The sequence below is a fragment of the Komagataeibacter nataicola genome (genome assembly GCF_003207795.1).
In the GTDB taxonomy this organism is placed as follows: domain Bacteria; phylum Pseudomonadota; class Alphaproteobacteria; order Acetobacterales; family Acetobacteraceae; genus Komagataeibacter; species Komagataeibacter nataicola.
In genome coordinates this window covers 199,258-219,090 of sequence record NZ_NIRT01000001.1, presented here as the reverse complement: position 1 = coordinate 219,090, position 19,833 = coordinate 199,258, and the positions used below count along the sequence as shown (strand labels likewise).

General features: G+C 63.1%; 17 protein-coding genes. 12 read left to right on the top strand and 5 right to left on the bottom strand.

From position 1 onward, the window contains the following. Positions 1-79 precede the first annotated feature (79 nt). The 11 genes from secY to CDI09_RS00980 all read left to right on the top strand — a co-directional run bounded on the left by secY (position 80) and on the right by CDI09_RS00980 (position 8,250). Complete coding sequence (gene secY / locus CDI09_RS01030; protein ID WP_078524553.1) at positions 80-1,429, top strand: preprotein translocase subunit SecY; 1,350 nt, start codon at positions 80-82, stop codon at positions 1,427-1,429. Beyond that, positions 1,426-2,085, top strand: a complete 660-nt coding sequence (locus CDI09_RS01025; protein WP_078524552.1) for an adenylate kinase — start codon at positions 1,426-1,428, stop codon at positions 2,083-2,085. The genes secY and CDI09_RS01025 overlap by 4 nt, the downstream gene beginning before the upstream one ends. 234 nt (positions 2,086-2,319) lie before the next feature. After that, the gene (gene rpsM, locus CDI09_RS01020; protein WP_061271361.1) at positions 2,320-2,697 is read left to right on the top strand and encodes a 30S ribosomal protein S13; all 378 of its coding nucleotides are present in this window, start codon (positions 2,320-2,322) and stop codon (positions 2,695-2,697) included. A 77-nt stretch (positions 2,698-2,774) separates the two neighbouring features. After that, a complete protein-coding gene (gene rpsK, locus CDI09_RS01015; protein WP_003621069.1) occupies positions 2,775-3,167 on the top strand; it encodes a 30S ribosomal protein S11 in 393 nt (130 codons plus the stop codon). Positions 3,168-3,288: 121 nt separating this feature from the next. Further along, positions 3,289-4,308, top strand: coding sequence for a DNA-directed RNA polymerase subunit alpha (locus CDI09_RS01010; protein WP_078524551.1), 1,020 nt, complete (start codon positions 3,289-3,291; stop codon positions 4,306-4,308). Between the two features lie 33 nt (positions 4,309-4,341). Further along, entirely contained in the window at positions 4,342-4,767 is a 426-nt protein-coding gene (rplQ, locus tag CDI09_RS01005; RefSeq protein ID WP_061271359.1) for a 50S ribosomal protein L17, read from the top strand. Positions 4,768-5,032: 265 nt separating this feature from the next. Next, entirely contained in the window at positions 5,033-6,076 is a 1,044-nt protein-coding gene (locus CDI09_RS01000) for an ABC transporter substrate-binding protein (protein ID WP_078524550.1), read from the top strand. Further along, positions 6,073-6,837 carry an ABC transporter permease gene (locus tag CDI09_RS00995; protein ID WP_078524549.1) on the top strand — a complete coding sequence of 255 codons (765 nt, stop codon included), beginning with the start codon at positions 6,073-6,075 and terminating at the stop codon, positions 6,835-6,837. Before CDI09_RS01000 ends, CDI09_RS00995 begins: the two co-directional genes overlap by 4 nt. Before the next feature lie 5 nt (positions 6,838-6,842). Next, positions 6,843-7,652 carry an ABC transporter ATP-binding protein gene (locus tag CDI09_RS00990; protein ID WP_408884477.1) on the top strand — a complete coding sequence of 270 codons (810 nt, stop codon included), beginning with the start codon at positions 6,843-6,845 and terminating at the stop codon, positions 7,650-7,652. A gap of 99 nt (positions 7,653-7,751) precedes the next feature. Further along, entirely contained in the window at positions 7,752-8,012 is a 261-nt protein-coding gene (locus CDI09_RS00985) for a hypothetical protein (RefSeq protein WP_078524547.1), read from the top strand. A 61-nt stretch (positions 8,013-8,073) separates the two neighbouring features. Further along, positions 8,074-8,250 carry a DUF1328 domain-containing protein gene (locus tag CDI09_RS00980; RefSeq protein ID WP_078524546.1) on the top strand — a complete coding sequence of 59 codons (177 nt, stop codon included), beginning with the start codon at positions 8,074-8,076 and terminating at the stop codon, positions 8,248-8,250. Positions 8,251-8,310: 60 nt separating this feature from the next. Here CDI09_RS00980 and CDI09_RS00975 read toward each other — a convergent pair whose 3' ends face one another. The 5 genes from CDI09_RS00975 to CDI09_RS00955 all read right to left on the bottom strand — a co-directional run bounded on the left by CDI09_RS00975 (position 8,311) and on the right by CDI09_RS00955 (position 19,208). Beyond that, a complete protein-coding gene (locus CDI09_RS00975; RefSeq protein WP_078524545.1) occupies positions 8,311-9,879 on the bottom strand; it encodes an efflux transporter outer membrane subunit in 1,569 nt (522 codons plus the stop codon). Positions 9,880-9,884: 5 nt separating this feature from the next. Continuing rightward, positions 9,885-13,184 (bottom strand): efflux RND transporter permease subunit, encoded by a 3,300-nt coding sequence (locus tag CDI09_RS00970; protein WP_078524544.1) that lies wholly within the window; start codon positions 13,182-13,184, stop codon positions 9,885-9,887. Next, complete coding sequence (locus CDI09_RS00965; protein ID WP_078524543.1) at positions 13,181-16,357, bottom strand: efflux RND transporter permease subunit; 3,177 nt, start codon at positions 16,355-16,357, stop codon at positions 13,181-13,183. Before CDI09_RS00965 ends, CDI09_RS00970 begins: the two co-directional genes overlap by 4 nt. Positions 16,358-16,420: 63 nt before the next feature. After that, positions 16,421-17,638 carry an MdtA/MuxA family multidrug efflux RND transporter periplasmic adaptor subunit gene (locus tag CDI09_RS00960; RefSeq protein WP_078524542.1) on the bottom strand — a complete coding sequence of 406 codons (1,218 nt, stop codon included), beginning with the start codon at positions 17,636-17,638 and terminating at the stop codon, positions 16,421-16,423. Positions 17,639-17,819: 181 nt separating this feature from the next. Then, positions 17,820-19,208, bottom strand: a complete 1,389-nt coding sequence (locus CDI09_RS00955; protein ID WP_078527704.1) for an MFS transporter — start codon at positions 19,206-19,208, stop codon at positions 17,820-17,822. A gap of 178 nt (positions 19,209-19,386) precedes the next feature. On the opposite strand from CDI09_RS00955, the gene CDI09_RS00950 reads away from it, so the two are divergent. Then, positions 19,387-19,689: a CsbD family protein gene (locus CDI09_RS00950; RefSeq protein WP_078524541.1), complete on the top strand. Its 303-nt coding sequence runs from the start codon at positions 19,387-19,389 to the stop codon at positions 19,687-19,689. Positions 19,690-19,833: the final 144 nt, after the last annotated feature.

Here is a 19,833-nt window from a genome sequence, read left to right as displayed (position 1 = left end):
TATTACTTTCTGCGGTTTTTTTTATCATGACAGCGTCCCGTTTTCGGCGGTGGCGCTGTTCTTGTGAAAGGATGGGCGCATGGCCTCCGCGGCCGAACAGTTGGCTGCCAATCTGAATTTCAGTTCCTTCGCCAACGCAACGGAACTGAAGAAGCGTATCTGGTTTACCCTCGGTGCGCTGATCGTTTACCGGATTGGCACCTATATCCCCGTCCCTGGCGTCGATGCGACGGTGATGGGGCAGCTTCTGGCCCGGCATCAGGGCGGTATCCTGGGTATGTTCGATATGTTCACGGGTGGTGCGCTGGGGCGCATGACCGTGTTCGCACTCAACATCATGCCCTATATCAGTGCCTCGATCATCGTGCAGCTCATGTCGGCGGCCATACCTTCCCTTGAAGCCCTGAAGAAGGAAGGCGAGGGCGGGCGGCGCAAGCTGAATGAATATACCCGTTACCTGACGGTGGTCATTGCGCTGTTCCAGGCCTACGGCATCGCCATCGGGCTGGAGAACATGCATACGGAGGCGGGCTCGGCCGTTGTCTCACCAGGCATGTTCTTCATCGTCTCGTGCGTGCTGACGCTGGTGGGCGGCACCATGTTCCTGATGTGGCTGGGCGAGCAGATAACGTCGCGGGGGGTGGGTAACGGCATCTCGCTGATCATCTTCGCGGGTATTGTGGCAAACCTGCCCAATGCGCTCGCAAGCCTGTTCCAGCTTGGCTATACAGGCGCGCTTTCGCCGTTTTTCGTGCTGGTTTTCCTGGTGCTGGCCGCTGTGACCATTGCGTTCATTGTGTTCATGGAACTGGCGCAGCGGCGCGTGGTGATCCAGTACCCCAAGCGGCAGGTCGGCCAGCGCATGTTTGGCGGTGATTCGACGCATATGCCGCTGAAGGTGAACACCGCAGGTTCGATTCCGCCGATCTTCGCCTCATCGGTATTGCTGATTCCCGTTACCATTGCGGGATTCGTCAATAACAGCTCGATGCCTGGCTGGCTGTCCTTTCTGGGGCAATCGCTGGGGCAGGGCCAGCCGCTCTACATGCTGTTCTATGCGGCGATGATCGTATTTTTCTCGTATTTCTATGCGGCGGTGACGTTTAACCCGCAGGAGACGGCGGAGAACCTGCGCAAGCAGGGTGGGTTCGTGCCGGGGATCCGGCCTGGCGCCAACACGGCGGCATTCTTTGATCGCATCCTGACGCGCATCACGACCATCGGGGCGCTCTATCTTGTCGCTGTCTGCCTGTTGCCGCAGATCCTGATCAGCCATTACAACGTGCCGTTCTATTTTGGTGGTACGAGTCTGATCATTATCGTGACCGTGACGATCGATACGGTGACACAGGTGCAGTCGCATCTCGTGGCGCATCAGTATCAGGGCCTCATGCGTCGCGGACGGGGCCGAAAGGGCAAAATGCGGTGAATATTATTTTTCTCGGGCCGCCGGGTGCTGGAAAAGGCACCCAGTCAAAGCGGCTGGAAGAACGCTACGGAATCGCCCAGATTTCAACCGGCGATATGCTGCGGGCTGAAGTCGCGACCGGCAGCCCTCTGGGGCAGAAGGTCAAGGCGGTCATGGCGAATGGGCAGCTTGTGTCTGATGACCTGATCATTGCCATGATTGAAAACCGCATTCGCCAGCCGGACTGCGCCAAGGGGTTCATTCTTGATGGATTCCCGCGCACGCGGGCGCAGGCGGAAGCGCTTGATGCCATGCTGGCCCGTAGCAGGCAGCACATTGATGCCGTGCTGCTGCTGGATGTGGACGAGGACGCCCTGGCCGACCGCATCGCGGGCCGTTACACCTGCGCCAGCTGTGGCGCGGGATATAACGACGTGTCGAAGCGGCCGAAGGTGGAAGGCACATGCGATGTGTGTGGTGGTCACGAGTTTATTCGCCGCGAAGATGACCGGCGGGACACCGTGGCTGCGCGCCTGAAGACCTATCGGGAACTTACGGCGCCGATCCTGCCTTATTACGAGGCGGAAGGCCGACTGTATCGTGTGGACGGCATGGCGGATATCGATGACGTGACGAAGCAGGTCTTTGATGTTATCGATCGTATCACCAAAAAGTGATGCAAAATAATTGACTCAATGGGGGGCAGCAGTATATTGCGCGCCCTCAAGGTATGAGCGTCGTGTGAGTCGTCCATGAGGGGCGGCTCGTAGGGCCAGAATGTATGATGATGGGGTTGGCCGGTCCGTAAACCGGTATGTTCACGATGCTCCCGCCACACAGGGCGGGTGGTGTGACGCAGCCCTGCCTGATAGTTAGTGCCCTGAATCAGGGGCGGACGAGGAGTAAGTGGCGTGGCACGTATTGCCGGCGTGAACATCCCTAGCAACAAGCGGGTCACAATTGGCCTTCGTTATATCTATGGTATCGGGGCCACCAAGGCCCAGGCGATCTGCGACAAGCTGGAAATCCCGGCTGAGCGGCGCGTCAACGAACTGTCTGACGACGAGATCGGCAAGATCCGTGAACTGATCGACAGCGATTACCGCGTTGAAGGTGACCTTCGCCGTGAAGTGGCGATGAACATCAAGCGCCTGATGGACCTCGGCTGCTACCGTGGCCTGCGCCACCGTCGTGGCCTGCCTGTCCATGGTCAGCGGACTCATACCAACGCCCGTACCCGCAAGGGTAAGGCCGTGGCTATTGCGGGCAAGAAGAAGGCGACCCGCTAATCAGCGGATTGCCTGGTATGAGTGCATGGAGCCTGCGGGTTCCGTGCACCGTTTGAACTGACAGGATCGAGAAAATTATGGCGAAAGCTGCGGCTCCGCGTATTCGTAAGAAAGAGCGGAAAAACATCATCTCCGGTGTGGCGCATGTGCTGTCCACCTTCAACAACACCATGATCACCATCTCGGATGCGCAGGGCAATGCGATTGCCTGGTCTTCCGCTGGTGCCCAGGGTTTCAAGGGCTCGCGCAAGTCCACGCCGTATGCGGCGCAGGTCGCCGCTGAAGATGCAGGCCGCAAGGCCCGCGAGCACGGCATGGAAACGCTGGAGATCGAGGTTTCCGGTCCGGGTTCGGGGCGTGAGAGCGCCCTGCGCGCGCTGCAGGCTGTCGGCTTCTCGATCACGGCCATCCGTGACATGACGCCGGTGCCGCATAACGGCTGCCGTCCCCGCAAGCGCCGTCGCGTCTGATACGCCGTCTGCCTTAGTCGTATTTCCCCCGCATGCGGGGGAAGATTGTCATTCCGGTATCCTGCCACAGGGTACCATCTGCCACTCTCGGGTGGCAGATCAGTCTTGAAAGGCCATTACCTTGGTCCTCCAGAAAAACTGGCAATCCCTGATCAAGCCGGAAAAGCTGGAAGTCGAACCGGGGGCGGAACCTTCACGCATTGCTACCGTCGTAGCCGAGCCGCTGGAACGCGGCTTCGGCATGACGCTGGGCAACGCGATCCGTCGGGTTCTGCTGTCGTCCCTGCAGGGGGCTGCGGTTACGGCAATCCAGATTGACGGCGTGCTGCATGAATTCTCGTCGGTGGCGGGTGTTCGTGAAGACGTGACCGACATCGTGCTGAACATCAAGCAGCTCGCGCTGCGGATGCATGGTGAAGGCCCCAAGCGCATGGTGCTGACGGCCACGGGTCCCGGCGAAGTGCGTGCCGGCCAGATCCAGACCGGGCATGACATTGAAGTCATGAACCCCGATCTCGTGATCTGCACCCTTGATGAAGGGGTGAAGTTCGGGATGGAATTCACCGTGAACATGGGCAAGGGCTATGTTCCGGCAGCGGCAAACCGCCCGGAAGATGCGCCGATTGGCCTGATCCCGGTTGACGCCATCTACTCCCCGGTCCGTCGCGTGTCGTACAAGGTGGAGCAGACCCGTGTGGGTCAGGTCACCGATTATGACCGCCTGCTGCTGACGGTGGAAACCAACGGCGCGGTGACGCCGGAAGATGCGGTGGCCCTGGCCGCGCGTATCCTGCAGGATCAGCTCCAGCTGTTCATCAACTTCGATGAGCCGCGCACGGTGCGCACGGAAGAGCCGCAGGATGACCTGCCGTTCAACCGTAACCTGCTGCGCAAGGTTGATGAGCTGGAACTGTCGGTCCGCAGTGTCAACTGCCTGAAGAACGACAACATCGTCTATATCGGTGATCTGGTTCAGAAGACCGAGCAGGAGATGCTGCGTACCCCGAACTTCGGCCGCAAGTCGCTCAACGAGATCAAGGAAGTCCTGACCGCCATGGGGCTTTCACTGGGTATGAATGTGCCGGCGTGGCCGCCGGAAAATATCGAAGATCTGGCCAAGAGGCTCGACGAGCCGTTCTGATCCTCCGAACCGGATAAAACAGGAAATTACATCATGCGTCACGGTGTTGCCGGCCGTAAGCTCGGCGTTACCTCGTCCCATCGACAGGCCATGTTTCGCAACATGGCTGTCGCCCTGATCAAGCACGAACAGATCACCACCACGCTGCCCAAGGCGAAGGAACTCCGCCCGGTCGTGGAAAAGCTGATCACTCTTGGCAAGCGCGGCGATCTGCATGCCCGCCGCCAGGCTTTCGCCCAGCTGCGTGACGACAAGATCGTGTCCAAGCTGTTTGCCGCCGTGGCTGACCGCTACAAGGCGCGCTCGGGTGGTTACACCCGCGTGCTGCGTGCGGGCATGCGTCATGGCGATGCGGCCGACATGGCCGTGATCGAACTGGTTGACCGCGATGTGTCGGCCAAGGGCCAGGACAGCGGTCCGCGCCCCGAGGCCGCCACGGAAGAAAACCTGGCAGCCTGAGGAACCGCGTTCCTTCAAGGAAACCCGGCTTTATGCCGGGTTTTTTTGTGCCCGCAGCCTAATTGATCTTTTTTATCGTTATATAGATATACAGGCAGGATTGCGTATATTATTGATTAATACACTTGAGGGCTGTTTAAAAAGCTTTGAAGACCAGCGTCCGTTTTGAAAACAGGCGGCACGCGACATCTTTTATCAAGCGGGTGTTTTTAAAAAATCTCTTACCAGCAGGGGTTCCCCTGCGCGGCAGGATAGGGCGTAAGACATGGCAGCAAAGGTTTGGGGGCATTTGTTACGGTGCGGGCTTTACGCCATGGCCAGCGTGATGATGCTGTGCGGCACGGTGCAGGCGGCCTCCGTGCGGGTGGGCTATATTCCCGTAATCGGCTCGGCGCCGCTTTTTGTCATGCAGGGCACGCATTGGGGGCAGGAAGCGGGCGTGGACCTGCAGCTTGTGCGCTTCCAGTCAGGGCCGCAGGCCATACAGGCGCTGATATCGGGCAAGATTGATGCCTATGTGGCTGGTGTCCTGCCGCTGTTGCAGGCTCGTGCGCATGGGGCGGACGTCAAGGTTGTGGCCAGTGCGGCGACGGAGGAACTCGAAGTCGTTGCCCGCGGGGATCTGGCCATGGGTCTGCCCGAGCAGCCGGTAACGCTCACGCCCGATGCGCTGCGCCAGCGCCTGGCTGATTTTGCCGCGAAAGATGGGCACAAGCCCAAACTTGCCGCCCAGCCCCTGGGCTCGGTGCCTGATACGCTGCTGCGCTACTGGCTGAAGGCGGGCAACGGGCTGGACCCGGAGCAGGTGGCCGATATTGTCGGGATCGATATCGATGCCGCCCAGCAGGCCTTTCTGGCTGGCGCGGTTGATGGCGCCATCCTGCGCGAACCGGCGCTGACTATTATCCGCCATCGCCTGCCGGCCACCCGGGTGCTGGCCTCGGGTCATGACCTCATGCCCGGCCAGCCGGGATCGGTGCTGGCCATCGTCAATGAAAACGCACCTGACCGGGCCGCGTGGAAAAAGGCGTTTGTCAGTGCTTTCGTCAAGGCCACGCAGCTTCTGGCGACTGACCCCGAGCAGGCCGCGCCTTACGTGCAGCAGGCGCTTGGCGGTGGCATGCTGCCCAGGGCGATTATCGTCGAGGCGCTGAAAGCCTCGGCAGCAGGCTATGTGTCCGATCCTGAGCGGATCGTGGAGGCCGTGGGCAAATTGCAGGATTTCGAGGTTGAAAGCGGGCTGTTGCGCAAGGCGGAACCGGTGGCCGATCTGTTCGATCTTGAAACCTACCGGCAGGTCCGGCAATGAATCAGGCCCGCTCCCGGCTGCTGCGTCCTGCTCTGGGGCTAGCGGGGCTGGCCGTGCTGTTTGGCGTATGGGAAGGAGCCGTGCGCGGGGGGTGGATACAGTCCGGCTTCCTGCCAGCGCCTTCCAGCCTCGGTCCGGCATGGCTTGATGAGGTGCGCAGCGGGGCGTGGGTGCAGGCCATCCGCGACAGCCTGACCCATTACCTGACGGGCCTTGTGGCAGGCTCGGTCACGGGCACGCTGGTGGGGCTGCTGTGTGGGGCGCTGCCGGTGCTCGATGGACTGCTCTCGGGCATCGTGCGCGTGCTGCGCCCCATTCCCGGGCTGGCCTGGGTGCCATTTGCCATCCTGTGGTTCGGGCTAAACACGGCGGGAGCCACGTTCATCATCGCCATCTCGGTGTTCTGGATCAATTTCTACGCAGCCTACGGCGCGGTGCGCGCGATCGACCCGGACCTGTATGAGGTCGCTGCCGCATTTGGCCATGGCGGCTTCTGGGCGCGGCTGCGCACGGTGGTCCTGCCTGCCGCAAGCCCCGGCGTGCTCGACGGGCTGCGCACGGGCATCGGGCAGGCGTGGATGTCGGTCGTGGCGGCGGAACTGTTTGGCGTGCCGGGCATTGGCGCGCGGATGATGCAGGCTTCAAGCCTGCTCGCGACTGATCTGGTGGTGGTCTACATGCTCACCATGGCGCTGCTTTATGCGGTGACAGACATGCTGTTCATGCTGGTGCGGCGCAGGTTGCTGGGCTGGCAGGGATGAACACGATGGCAATACGCGAGACAGCCGCCTCCGGCACGGCAGATGTCGTTGTAAGGCTGGAGAATATCGGCCTGTCGCACGACCATGGGCGCAGTTTCATCCTGCGTCATGTCGATCTTGAAATCCGGGCTGGCGAGTTCGTGGCGCTGCTTGGCCCCTCGGGCGTGGGCAAATCCACGCTGTTGCGCGTCATTATGGGGCTGGTACCGCCGAGCGAGGGGCTGGTGACGCTGCAATCGCGCCCTGCTCAGGCGCACCGGCCCGCCGCCATGGTGTTTCAGGATGCCAAGCTCATGCCGTGGCGCAGTGTGCGGCGCAATGTGGAACTCGGGCTCGAGGGGCTGGGGCTGAACCGGGCCGAGCGGCAGGCCCGCGCCATGTCAGCTCTTGAACTGGTGGGACTGGCCGACAGGGCCGGGCGGTGGCCACGCCAGCTTTCGGGCGGGCAGCGCCAGCGCGTGGGGGTTGCGCGCGCGCTGACGGTGGAACCCGACCTGCTGCTGATGGATGAACCCTTTGGCGCGCTCGACGCCATTACGCGCGCCAGCCTTCAGCGCGAACTGCTCGACATTCATGCCCGCAGGCAGGGCACGGTGCTGTTCGTGACCCATGATCTTGATGAGGCCCTGCTGCTCGCTGACCGGATCATCATCCTGCAGGGGCAGCCGGCGGGGGTGAAGGGCGACTTCATGGTGGGGCCACGCCCGCATGAGGGTACTGCCGTGCGCGCCATGGCCGGGCGGATGAAGCGGCTCATCGCCGGTGAAGCCGACCCCGGCGCGGATGCGGCCTATTGGCAGGCATCGGAGATATGATAAGTCTCGGCACTCACCCTGCCTGGCGCAGGTGGGCATGAAGGCATGGGGGCAGGGCGGTCGGGCCTGTGCCTCTGGCAAGCATAGGGAAGACAGAACATGACCAATCCCCCCAATCTTGAAGCGCATCTCGAGGAAGGCATTGGCCGCCTTCAGGACGGGCTGGATGGTTTTGTCGGTGATTCCGGCATGCCGCTGTCAGCCCGCATGCAGGGCGCTGGTGGTGCTGCGCAGCAGGGCATGGGCGAGATCTGCGACAGCCTGCGTGACGTGACTGCCGACCGCCCGCTAGTTGCGCTGCTCGGCGCATCCTTTCTGGGCTTTATCGTAACCGCGTTTCTGCGCCGCAGGCGCGGCTGAGGCAACATATGCGTTGCTGCCGCGTTGAACGGGGTATGACTGATCTGCAAGGAAATAAGCCATGCTGAAACTGGCGCTGTTTTTTCTCATTGTCTCACTCGTGGCCGGCGTGTTCGGGTTCAGTGGCATTTCCGCGGTTTCGGCCGGCGCGGCGAAGATTATTTTCTTTGTCATGATCGTGCTGTTCGTGATCACCCTGCTGGTCGCGCTGCTCACGGCCAGTGCGCTGTTCAAGTAGGCACCATCCCCTTTTATGAAAAAACCCCCTGTCGCACGGGCGCAGGGGGTTTTTTCATGCCTATTTGTTGGTGTCCTTCTGGATGAAGGAGGGCAGGAGCGGGTTGTCTTTCTGGAGCGAGTTCTTGCTGGGCAGGCGGGAAGCATCCCATCCGCCGCCAAGCGCCTGCACCAGGCTCACGCTATCGACCATGCGCTGCTGCTGGATGCCAAGCAGCGTCTCGGCATCGCTCAGGGCCGAATTCTCGTTGGTGATGACGGTGGTATAGATCGCGGTTCCGGCCTGGTACTGGTTGAGCGAGACCTCGACCGTGCGGTTGGCCAGGTCCAGCGCCTTCTGCTGCTGGCTGCTCTGTTCGGCCAGGATGCGCAGGTTCGAGAGCTGGTCTTCCGTGTTCTGCAGGGCTGTCAGCACGGTCTGGCGGTAGGTGGCCACCGCACTGTCATACTGGGCGTTGGCCTCATGCACGGCGGCCGTGCGCGAGCCGCCTTCAAACAGCACTTCAGTGGCCGAGGCACCAAGCGACCAGACCCGGTTCATGGCCTGCATCAGCGAGGTCACCGGGTCGCCGCCACTTTGTGAATAGCTGGCATTGATGGTGATGTCGGGGAAGAAGGCCGCCATGTCCGCGCCGATCATGGCGTTGTATTCCTCCATCGTGCGCTCGGCGGCAGCAATGTCGGGGCGGCGTTGCAGCAGGTCAGCTGGCACGCTGACCGGAATGGGCGGCACGGTGCGCGCAAGCTCGGCCGGCGCGATCGTGACATCGGCGGGCGGCTTGCCCACCAGCACGGCGATGGCGTGCTCATACTGCGCGCGGTTGATGCCCGCCTGCACCAGCGAGGCCCGGTTCTGCTCCAGCGTGGTGCGGGCCTGCAGCACGGCGGTCGGGTCTGCGGTGCCCGCCTCGAACTGGTTCTGGGTAATCTGCAGCGCCTGTTCATTGAAGTGGACATAGCGCCGCAAGAGGTCGGTCAGGCTGTCCTGATAGCGCAGGTTGAAATAGGCCGTAGCCAGCTGCGCCTGATAGGATAGCGTGGCGTTGGCAAGGTCGGCCGCACTGGCCTGCGCCGCCGTGACCTGCTCCTGCACCTGCCGGCGGATCTTGCCCCAGATGTCGAGATCCCAGCTGGCGCTGGGGCCAATATCATAGGTGTTATAGGTCGTGCCCTCCTTGGCGTAATTGCTGCCGGTGGAGGAAAGCGACCCCGCCCCATGCCCCGCGCGGTTGAAGCCAAGGCTGCCGCTGATGGTGGGGAAAAGCTGGGCGCGCACGCTGTCGATCATGGCGCGCGCGTTACGGTAATTGGCCTCGTACTGCTTCACGTTCTGGTTGGAGATCGCAACCTGCGCCTCCAGCCCGTTCAGCACGGGGTCGTTATAGATTGTCCACCAGTCATGCTTGGGCAGTTCCGCAAGCCTGGGATTGGCGGCTTCCCAGCCAGGTTCGGGCCGCAATTCCTTGAAGCGGGCCGAGACGATGGCGGCGGGGCGATGGTATTTCGGCCCGATCATGCACCCGCCCAGCGCCGCGAGCGGCACAAGGGCCAGGGCAAGGCGCCCTGCCCGGCGCGGGCGGCGGGCGGGCATGTGGCTGGCACGGATGGGGGATGGCGAGGGAGGTGTCATCCGGTTCAGGAATCCTGCTGGTGGGAAAGACGATGGCGTCGGGACAGCCGCCCATACAGCCGGTTGAAAAGGTCGCGGCAGGCTACACCCATATGGTCGAGATAGAGATAGACAACCGGCGTGGTATAGAGTGTGAGCGCCTGGCTGACGAGCAGCCCCCCCACGATGGCGATGCCCAGCGGGCGGCGCAGTTCCGAGCCGTAGCCATGGCCGAAGATGAGCGGCAGCGCGCCGAGGGCTGCGGCAAACGTGGTCATCATGATCGGGCGGAAGCGCAGCAGGCACGCGGTGCGGATGGCCTCGAGCGCGGTATGGCCTTCATCGCGCTCGGCGGTGATGGCGAAATCGACCAGCATGATGGCGTTCTTCTTCACGATGCCGATCAGCAGGATCACCCCGATCATGGCAATCAGCGAGAACGCCTCGCCAAACACCTGCAGCGCCAGCAGCGCGCCCACCCCGGCCGAGGGCAGGGTGGAGAGAATGGTCAGCGGGTGCACGTAGCTTTCATACAGGATGCCCAGCACCATGTACACCGCAGCCAGGGCGGCGAGGATGAGCAGCGGCTCGTTATTGACCGATTTCTGGAACTGCGCGGCATTGCCGGCAAATGCGCCCTGTATGTTATCGGGCATGTGCAGGCGCACCATCTCCTCATTGATGATCTGCACCGCCTGGCTGAGCGAGACGCCATTGCTCAGGTTGAACGAGACCGTGCTCGAGACCGTCTGCCCGTCATGATTGATGCTGAGCGCGGTCTTGGTGGGCCTGAGGGTGGAGACCAGCGTGAGCGGCACCATGGATTCCGAGCTGGTGGACACCGCCGACCCGGTCGAGGCGCTGTTGCCGCCCGCAAGCTTGTTGGCAACCTGGTTGCGGAAGGACTGGGCACTGAGCTGCGAGGCGGTCGTGCCCGCATCGGTCTTGACGCGGATGGTGTTGGACTGCGTGCCGCCGCCCGCCGTGCCGCCCGCAACACTGACCCAGACCTGCTTGAGCGTGGTCGGGTCCGCCCAGAAGCGGGGCTCGACCTCCATCACCACGCGGTACTGGTTGAGCGCATTATAGATGACCGAGGCCGAACGCTGGCCATACGCATCGTATAGCGTGTTTGACACAAGCTGCGGCGTGATGTTGAGGCGGCTTGCGGTATCGCGGTCGATCTGCACGTCAAGCGCCGAGCCGCCTTGCAGCACATCCGATGAAATATCGGACAGCTCATGATGCTTCTGCAACGCCGAGACCAGCAGCGGCGTCCATTTGTACAGATCCTTCGAGGAATCGGAATGCAGCGAATACTGGTAGGCCGCATTGCTCTGCCGCCCGCCAATGCGCAGCTGGCCCGGCGCCGAAGCATAGAACGTCGCTCCCACCATGTTGCGCAGCCGGTGGGAGATGCGGGCGATGGTCTGGGCCGGGGTGTCGTTGCGCTCCGACTTGTCCTTGAGGGTGACGAACATGTTGGCCTGGTTGGAACTGCCGCGCCCGCCCATGAAGCCCATGACATGCGCCACGTCTCGATCCGCCATGATGGTGGACTGCACCGTATGCACCTGCGACTGCATGGCCTGGAACGAAATCGACTGATCCCCCATCAGGTGGCCCATCAGCATGCCGGTATCCGATTCAGGAAACAGGCTCTTGGGCATCTTGATGAACAGGCCAACCATGATGGCAATGGTGACGGGTAGCGACAGGATGGTGATGCGCCGGTGCGTGATCGCCCATTCCAGCGAGTGGGCATAGCCCTGCTGGGCGGCGGTCAGCCCTCTTTCCAGCCACAGGCCAAAGCGCCCGAACACGCCGCTGCCCGAGGTGGGCTTTTCATACTGCCTGAGCAGGCGCGAGGTCATCATGGGAGTAAGCGAGAGCGAGAGCACCATGGAGATGACGATGGTGAGCGACATCGTCATGGCGAATTCATGGAACAGGCGCCCCGCCACCCCGCTGAGCAGCAGGATGGGCAGGAACACCGCAATCAGCGATACCGTAATCGACAGCACCGTGAACGCCACCTCGCGCGTGCCGAGCAGGGTGGCCTGCAGCCGGTCCATGCCTGCCTCCATGTGGCGGCTGATGTTCTCCACCACCACGATGGCGTCATCCACCACGAAGCCGGTGGAAATGGTCAGCGCCATGAGCGAGAGGTTGTCGATCGAATACCCCATCAGCTTCATTGCGCCGAAGGTGGTGATGATGGACGTGGGCACGACAATGGCGGGGATGACGGTGATGCGCGGCGAGCGCAGGAACAGGAGCACCACCAGCACCACCAGCACGACAGACAGCACCAGCGTGAACTGCGTATCGGCCAGCGCCGCGCGGATGGTGGTGGAGCGGTCCATGAAGTTGCCAAGATCCACATCCGCAGGCAGGGCGGCCCGCAGCATGGGCAGCTGCGCGCGGATCTGGTCATTGGTGTTGATGATGTTGGCCCCGGCCTGTGCGAAGATGATGGCCAGCACGCCGGACTTGCCATCCACGTAGCCCGCGTTGCGCACGTCTTCCACGCTGTCATGCACGTAGGCCACATCCTCAAGCCGCACGGGGCGGCTGTCATGGTAGGCCACGATCAGGTCGCGATAGGCCTGGGCGTTATGCGCCTGGTCGTTGGTGGAGAGCACGAAGCGGTTGTCGCCCTGGTCGATAAAGCCCTTGGGCGTATGCGCGTTGGCCGAGGCGAGGGCTGCGCGGATATCTTCAAACCCGATGCCGAATTTGTACAGCGCCAGCGGGTTCATCTCCACCCGCACGGCGGGCAGCGAACTGCCGCCGATCTCGACCTGGCCCACGCCCTGAATCTGCGAAAGGTGCTGCTGCAGCACGTTCGAGGCCAGGTCATAAAGCTGCGGCGGCGTGCGCGTGCGCGAGGTCAGCGCCAGGATCATGACCGGCGCGCCGTTGGGGTTGGCCTTGAAGTAGCTCGGGTTCTGCCGCAGCGAGGAGGGCAGGTCGGCATGGGCCGCCTGCAGCGCCGCCTCCACGTCGCGCGCGGCGCCGTTGATGTCGCGGTCGAGCGAGAACTGGAGCGTGATCCGCGCCTGATTGGCCGATGACTGCGAGGTCATTTCCGTCAGGTCGGCAATGGCGCCGAGATGCCGCTCGAGCGGGGCGGCCACCGAGCTTGCAATTTCCTCGGGCGAGCCACCGGCCTGCTGCGCCTGCACCTGTATGACCGGAAAGTCCACATTGGGCATGTCCGCCACCGGCAGGGTGGTATAGCCGATCACGCCGCCCAGGATCAGCGCCACCGTCAGCAATACGGTGGCGACCGGCCTGCGTACGAAGATGGCAAGCGGGTTCATGCAGAAGCCTGCGGGCCGGGCTGGCCGTCAGGCTTGGCCGCATCCGCTGCGCCAAAGCGGCGGGCCAGCTTCTGGCTGATCCCGTCCATGAGCAGGTAGATGACCGGGGTGGTGAACAGCGTGAGCAGCTGGCTCACCGCAAGCCCGCCCACGATGGCGATGCCCAGCGGGCGGCGCAGTTCCGAGCCGGTGCCGGTGCCCAGCATCATTGGCACGGCACCCAGCATGGCGGCCAGCGTGGTCATGAGGATGGGGCGGAAGCGCAGCAGGGCGGCGTGGCGGATGGAATGGATCGGGCTCATGCCTTCCACCCGCTCGGCCTCAAGCGCGAAATCGATCATCATGATGGCGTTTTTCTTGACAATGCCGATCAGCAGCACCAGCCCGATGATGCCCATCACGTCCAGCCCCGATCCTGTCAGCCACAGCGCCAGCAGCGCGCCGATGCCAGCCGAGGGCAGGGTGGAAAGGATGGTGATGGGGTGAACGAAGCTCTCGTAAAGAATGCCCAGCACGATATAGACCGCAACCAGCGCCGCCAGCACCAGCCATGCCTCGTTTGACAGCGAACTGCGGAAGGCCGCCGCCGTGCCCTGGAACGAGGTCTGGAAGCTCGAGGGCAGGTGGATGTCCTTCGCCGCGCGCTCGATCGCATCCGTCGCATCCCCCAGCGCATAGCCGGGCCTGACGTTGAACGAGACGGTCGTGGCCGGGAACTGCCCCACATGCGTGATGAGCAGCGGTGCGGTATCCTGCGTTACCGTGGTGACGGAGGCAAGCGGCACCAGCCCCGACGTGGGCGAGCGGGTAGGCCCCGAGGTGCTCTCGCCCGCATTGCCGCTGATGCCCGGCAGATAGATCTGGCTCAGCGAGCCCATGTCCTGCTGGAACGCGGGCGTTGCCTCAAGGATCACGCGGTACTGGTTGGACTGGGTGAAGATGGTCGAGATCTGGCGTTGGCCAAAACTGTCATACAGCACGTTGTCGATGGTCTGTGGCGTAATCGAGTAGCGCGCGCCGGTGGTGCGGTCGAGATCGACATGCGCCACGAGGCCTGACGCCTGCAGGTCCGATGTCACGTCGGACAGCGCCTTCTCCTGCTGCAGGCGGGCAATGAATTTCGGCACCCAGGTGGTGAACTGGTTGTAGTCCGGGTTTTCGAGCAGGAACTGGTACTGCGTGGCGGCGACCGAGGTATCGAGCGAGAGGTCCTGCACCGGCTGCACGTACAGTTCGGCCCCCGCTATGTCGGCGGTCTCGGCGCGCAGGCGGGTTGCGACCTGCTGCGCGGTCGACGAGCGCTTGTCCACCGGCTTGAGGTTGATGAGGAAGCGCCCCTGGTTGAGGGTGACGTTCTGCCCGTCCACCCCCACGAAGGAGGACAGGCTGGCCACGTCCTCATCTTGCAGGATCCGCTCGGCGAGTTCCTGCTGGTGGCGCTTCATGGCGGTAAACGAGGTGGACTGCGCCATGACCGATATGCCCTGGATCACGCCCGTATCCTGCACGGGGAAGAACCCCTTGGGAATGATAACCGCCAGCACGCCGGTCAGCATCAGTGTTGCGCCAAACACGCCCAGCGTGAGCCTGCGGTGGCGCAGCACCACATCGAGCGCGCGGCCATAGCCCTCGATCGTGGCCACCGTCCAGCGCTCGATGGCGGCTGACCAGGCCGGTTCGGCGTGCTTGGTGTCGTGCTCATGCAGCAGGCGGGCGCACATCATGGGCACCAGCGTGAGCGAGACCACGGCGGAGAGGATGATGGTGACCGCCAGCGTCATGGCGAATTCATGGAACAGGCGGCCGACCACATCACCCATGAACAGAAGCGGGATCAGCACCGCGATCAGCGATACGGTCAGCGAAATGATGGTGAACCCGATCTCGCCCGCCCCCTTCAGTGCGGCCTGCATGCGGGTGTCGCCCATCTCGATGTAGCGGGCGATGTTCTCGATCATGACGATGGCGTCATCCACGACAAAGCCCGTGGCGATGGTGAGCGACATGAGCGAGAGGTTGTCGAGCGAGAAGCCGAACAGGTACATCACCGCCAGCGTGCCCACCAGCGACAGCGGCACCGACAGGCTGGGGATCAGCGTTGCGGGCACATTGCGCAGGAACACGAAGATCACGCCCACAACCAGCACCAGCGCCAGACCCAGTTCGAACTCCACATCCTCCACCGAGGCGCGGATGGTGGTGGTCCGGTCGGTCAGCGGCGTGATGGTGATGCCCGGCGGCAGGGATTCCTGCAGGCGGGGCAGGGCGTATTTGATGTTGTCCACCACCGCGATCACGTTCGCACCCGGCTGGCGCTGCACGTTCATGACCAGGGCTGGCGTGCGGTTGGCCCAGGCGGCAAGCTCGGTGTTCTCGGGGCCGATCACCACGCTGGCTACGTCGCGGATGCGCACGGGGCCATTGTTCTGGTAGGCGATGACCTGGTCGAGCAGCTGCTGCACCCCGGTGATCTGGCCATCAATGCGTAGCGTGGTCGCGCGCTTGGGGCCATCGAACGTGCCGGTGGGGGAGTTGATGTTCACGTTGCCAATGGTGGTGCGCAGCGTATCGAGGTCGATGCCGAACGAGGTCAGCTTGGGGATGTTGACGCGCACCCGCAGCGCCTTGCGGTTGCCGCCCGAAAGTGTAACGAGCCCCACGCCCGAGATCTGGCTGATCTTCTCGGCCAGGCGGGTATCGACATAATCCTCCACCTCCGTCAGCGGCATGGTCTTGGACGAGATGCCAAGGGTCACGACCGGCGTATCGGCGGGGTTGACCTTGGCATAGACCGGGGGGGCAGGCAGGTCGGTGGGCAGCAGGGAATTGGCCTGGTTGATCGCGGCCTGCACTTCCTGCTCGGCAATGTCCATGGTCATGGTCAGGCCAAAGCGCAGGGTAATGACCGATGAGCCACCTGAGGAGCGTGATGTCATCTGCTCCAGCCCCGACATTTCGCCGAGCTGTGTTTCAAGCGGGGCGGTGACGGAGGTGGCCATCACATCAGGGCTGGCGCCGGGGTAGAAGGTCTGCACCGTGATGGTGGGGTATTCCACCTCCGGCAGGGCCGATACGGGCAGGAAGTGATAGCCCAGCAGCCCCGCCAGCAGGATGGCCAGCATGAGCAGCGTGGTCGCGACCGGACGGTGTATGAAAAGGCGGGAGGGATTCACGCGGCAATCTCCGGCAACGCGCAGGGCAGGTCAGGCAGGGGGGCGGGCAGGCGGGCGCGCACCCTACTCCTTGCCCTTCTGCGGGGCGGCGGGGCTGTCGGCGGCCTGGGGAATACTGACTTTTACGCCATCACGCAGGTGGTCCACGCCATCGGTCACCACGCGCTCGCCTTCCTTCACGCCATCCGTCACCACGGTCATGGTGTTGTTGGCATGGCCGGTTTTGACGTTGCGCACCTCGACCGTGCTGTCCGCCTTGACGACGTACACGAACTGGCCGTTGGGGCCGTTCTGCAGTGCATTGGTGGGCACGAGCAGGGCGTCATGGTCGGTGCTGACCAGCATGCGGGCGTTGACGAACTGGTTGGGAAAAAGCTCTTCGTGCGAGTTGGGGAAGATCGCGCGCATGCGCACCGTGCCGGTCGAGGTATCGATCTGGCTGTCGAGCACGCTGGCCTGGCCGGCGGCGATCTTGTTGAGGTTGGCGCTGTCCCAGGCATCGACTTCAAGCGGCGTGCCTTCGCGCAGGCGGGTGGCCACGGGGCCGATGTCGTTTTCAGGCAGGGTGAAGATGACCGAGATCGGCTGCATCTGCGTCAGGATCACGAGGCCATTGGTCTGGCCCGCAGTGATGTAGTTGCCCATGTCCACTTCACGGATGCCCACGCGCCCGTCAACGGGGGCCACGATATGGCAGTAGGTGATCTGGAGCTTCTCGTTATCGACCAGCGCCTGGTCGGCCTTGACCGTGCCTTCGAGCTGCTCGACCTTGTACTGCTGGTCCTTGGCCGTCATGGCGGCAACGCTGTTCTGCTGGATCAGGCGCTGGTAGCGGGCGTTATCCACCTGCGCGGCTTTAAGCTGGGCCACGTCCTGTGCCAGCTGGCCTTCATACTGCGCCAGCAGCACCTCATAGGGGCGCGTGTCGATCAGGGCCAGCAGGTCGCCCTTGTGCACATGCTGCCCCTCGGTAAAGAGCACCTGCATCAGGTAGCCATCAATGCGCGACTGCACGGTGACGTTGGTGATGGGCACCACCGTGCCGAGTTCCGTCAGCACCACGGGCATGTCGCCCTTGCTTACGGCGGTGACCGCCACCGGCTGGTCGCCGCTTGTGGCGTGCTTTTTGTGGGTGGAGGCATGGGGGCGCAGGAAAGCGACCGCCAGGATGACCGCCAGCGCCCCGCCCGCCAGGTAAAGCACGCGCCGCCCGCGGCGCGGTCGGTCGGTCGGGGGCGTGGGGGTGGCGCTGGCGCGGGGCGGGGGGGGCGTTGTATCCATGCGGTCGGGTTTCTGCCTGCTTGCTGTCGGTTGGGGCCGGTGTGAATAACCGGGCCATTATAAAAAAAGCGTAAGGTCGAACCTGGGATTGCCCCAGTATTAACATGGCGCGTGAATGGAATAAGTTAGCGAATGTAACATCCCATCCGGCAGGTGGAAGGGCGAAAAACCTCCCGATGTTTCATAACCGGTCCTTTTGTGTGGCGGTGTGGTCATGACCACTCACCGCCGCTCCCGCATTGGGCGAAAGCCGCAGCAGGACAGGCAGCGCGATCATGGCGACAAGGCCGCACAGGATAAAGGTCAGGCGGTAGTCCTGCGCCTGGAGTGATGGCGGGAGCACCAGGCGCGCGGAGGTCAGTCCCCCCGCTGCAAAGCATATGCCCAGCGTGAGCATGACCTGCTGGGCGGTTGAATACAGGCTTGTCGCAGCCCCCATGCGCGCAGGCGGCATGTCGGCATAGGCGATGGTGTTGTAGCCGGTATAGACCGTGGTCTGCCCCATGCCATGCACGGCCAGCAGCGCCAGCAGCACGGCCGTGCCCATGGCGGGGTTGTACAGGGCGAGCAGCAGGCACACGCAGGGCAGGGTCAGGCTGCTGGCGCACATGACGGCACGGTAGCCCCGGGCGCGGTAAAGCGAGGGCGTGGCAAAGCGCATGACCAGCGCGCCCATGGGGGCGATGAAGGTGATCAGCCCGCTCTGCGCGGCACTCGCGCCAAAGCGGGTCTGGAGCAGGGAGGGCAGGAGAAAGATGATGCCCCCGGTGGCGATGCGCGTGCACGCCCCCGCGATGACCGAGATGCGGAAGGTGCTGACCCGCAGCAGCGACAGGTCAAGCACCGGGTGCGCGACCCGGCCCGCGTGGCGGATATACGCCACGCTGCACACCGGCGGCAGAACGAGCAGGGCGCAGGCCATGATGCGGGCCGTGCCGGAATGGGTCAGCAGTTCCAGCCCGAAGATCAGCCCCGCCAGCGCCAGCGCGCACCACACGTTGCCCCTGAGGTCAAACGGCGGGGGATGGGGCATGCGCACCTGCGGAATGAACCGCCCGATCAGCCCGATGGCCAGCAGCCCGAGCGGGATGTTGATGTAGAAGACCCACCGCCATGACAGCAGCGAGGTCAGCACGCCGCCCAGCACCGGGCCTGCCATGGGGCCGATGGTGGCGGTGAGCATGACCCACGCCATGGCCGACATCAGCTCCGATTTGGGCACGTTCTGCAGGATCACGAGCCGGCCCACCGGCACCATCATCGCCCCGCCCAGCCCCTGCACCAGCCGTGCGAGCGCCAGCACGGGCAGGTTGGGCGCAAGCCCGCCAAGCAGCGAGCCGCCAAGGAACACGACAATGGCCCAGCGCAGCGTGACTCGGTTGCCAAAACGCTCGGCAATGCGGCCCGAGGCCGGGATCAGCGCCGCAAGCCCCAGCATGTAGACCGTAAGCGTGATGCTGGTCTGTGGAATATCGACATGGAAGTCCGCCGCCATGGCGGGCAGCGCCGTGGTCAGCGCCGTGCCATCGATCTGTTCCATCATCATCAGGCTCGATACGATCAGCGCCATGAGCCTTTTGCGCCGGGGCGAAAGGGGAGGCATGTCGGTGCCGGGCGCGGGCCGTTCGGTTTGGGCTGTCGTCAAGGGCGGCGTCATCATGCATGATAATAAGAGGTACGGAACTGCAAGCGCCATCGTGGCGTTATGGGTCCACGCTACAAAACAGCGATATTACGGAGTGTGAGTGATGTCTGAAGACAAGGCAAAAAACATCGAGACCAAGGGCGAAGGCATGGTTGATGAAGGCATTGGCCGCCTGAAGGACGCCGCTGGCGGCCTTACGGGCAATGTGGGCATGCAGGCCGAAGGCAAGATCGACCAGCTTTCGGGCATGGCGCGGCAGGAATTTGCCGATCTGTACGATGAAGGCGAAGGCAAGCTCGAGCGCGCCGTGACCTTCGTGCGTGAACGCCCGCTGTTTTCCCTCGGTATCGCGGCGGTGCTCGGCACCATCATGGGGCTGATTTTCATCCCCCGTCGCAAGGGCTGATCGCGGCTCGAGTCGTTTTTTTTTCATTTTAAGGGACTCGATGAGTCCACAGCATCTTGCACAACCGTGCATAAAAATGGTTTCCATCCTTCCAGAACATGAATCTGGTGCGAATCGGGCCTGAACCCCGATTCGCACCCGGAC

Excerpts from the sequence above, each read along its gene's own strand:
- CDI09_RS00985 (WP_078524547.1), top strand. The coding sequence starts at position 7,752 with ATGACCAATCCCCCCAATCTTGAAGCGCATCTCGAGGAAGGCATTGGC.
- CDI09_RS00990 (WP_408884477.1), top strand. The coding sequence starts at position 6,843 with ATGGCAATACGCGAGACAGCCGCCTCCGGCACGGCAGATGTCGTTGTA.
- CDI09_RS01000 (WP_078524550.1), top strand. The coding sequence starts at position 5,033 with ATGGCAGCAAAGGTTTGGGGGCATTTGTTACGGTGCGGGCTTTACGCC.
- CDI09_RS00975 (WP_078524545.1), bottom strand. The coding sequence starts at position 9,879 with ATGACACCTCCCTCGCCATCCCCCATCCGTGCCAGCCACATGCCCGCC.
- CDI09_RS00995 (WP_078524549.1), top strand. The coding sequence starts at position 6,073 with ATGAATCAGGCCCGCTCCCGGCTGCTGCGTCCTGCTCTGGGGCTAGCG.
- secY (WP_078524553.1), top strand. The coding sequence starts at position 80 with ATGGCCTCCGCGGCCGAACAGTTGGCTGCCAATCTGAATTTCAGTTCC.
- rpsK (WP_003621069.1), top strand. The coding sequence starts at position 2,775 with ATGGCGAAAGCTGCGGCTCCGCGTATTCGTAAGAAAGAGCGGAAAAAC.
- CDI09_RS00980 (WP_078524546.1), top strand. The coding sequence starts at position 8,074 with ATGCTGAAACTGGCGCTGTTTTTTCTCATTGTCTCACTCGTGGCCGGC.
- CDI09_RS00950 (WP_078524541.1), top strand. The coding sequence starts at position 19,387 with ATGTCTGAAGACAAGGCAAAAAACATCGAGACCAAGGGCGAAGGCATG.
- rplQ (WP_061271359.1), top strand. The coding sequence starts at position 4,342 with ATGCGTCACGGTGTTGCCGGCCGTAAGCTCGGCGTTACCTCGTCCCAT.
- CDI09_RS00960 (WP_078524542.1), bottom strand. The coding sequence starts at position 17,638 with ATGGATACAACGCCCCCCCCGCCCCGCGCCAGCGCCACCCCCACGCCC.
- CDI09_RS00955 (WP_078527704.1), bottom strand. The coding sequence starts at position 19,208 with ATGGCGCTGATCGTATCGAGCCTGATGATGATGGAACAGATCGATGGC.
- CDI09_RS00970 (WP_078524544.1), bottom strand. The coding sequence starts at position 13,184 with ATGAACCCGCTTGCCATCTTCGTACGCAGGCCGGTCGCCACCGTATTG.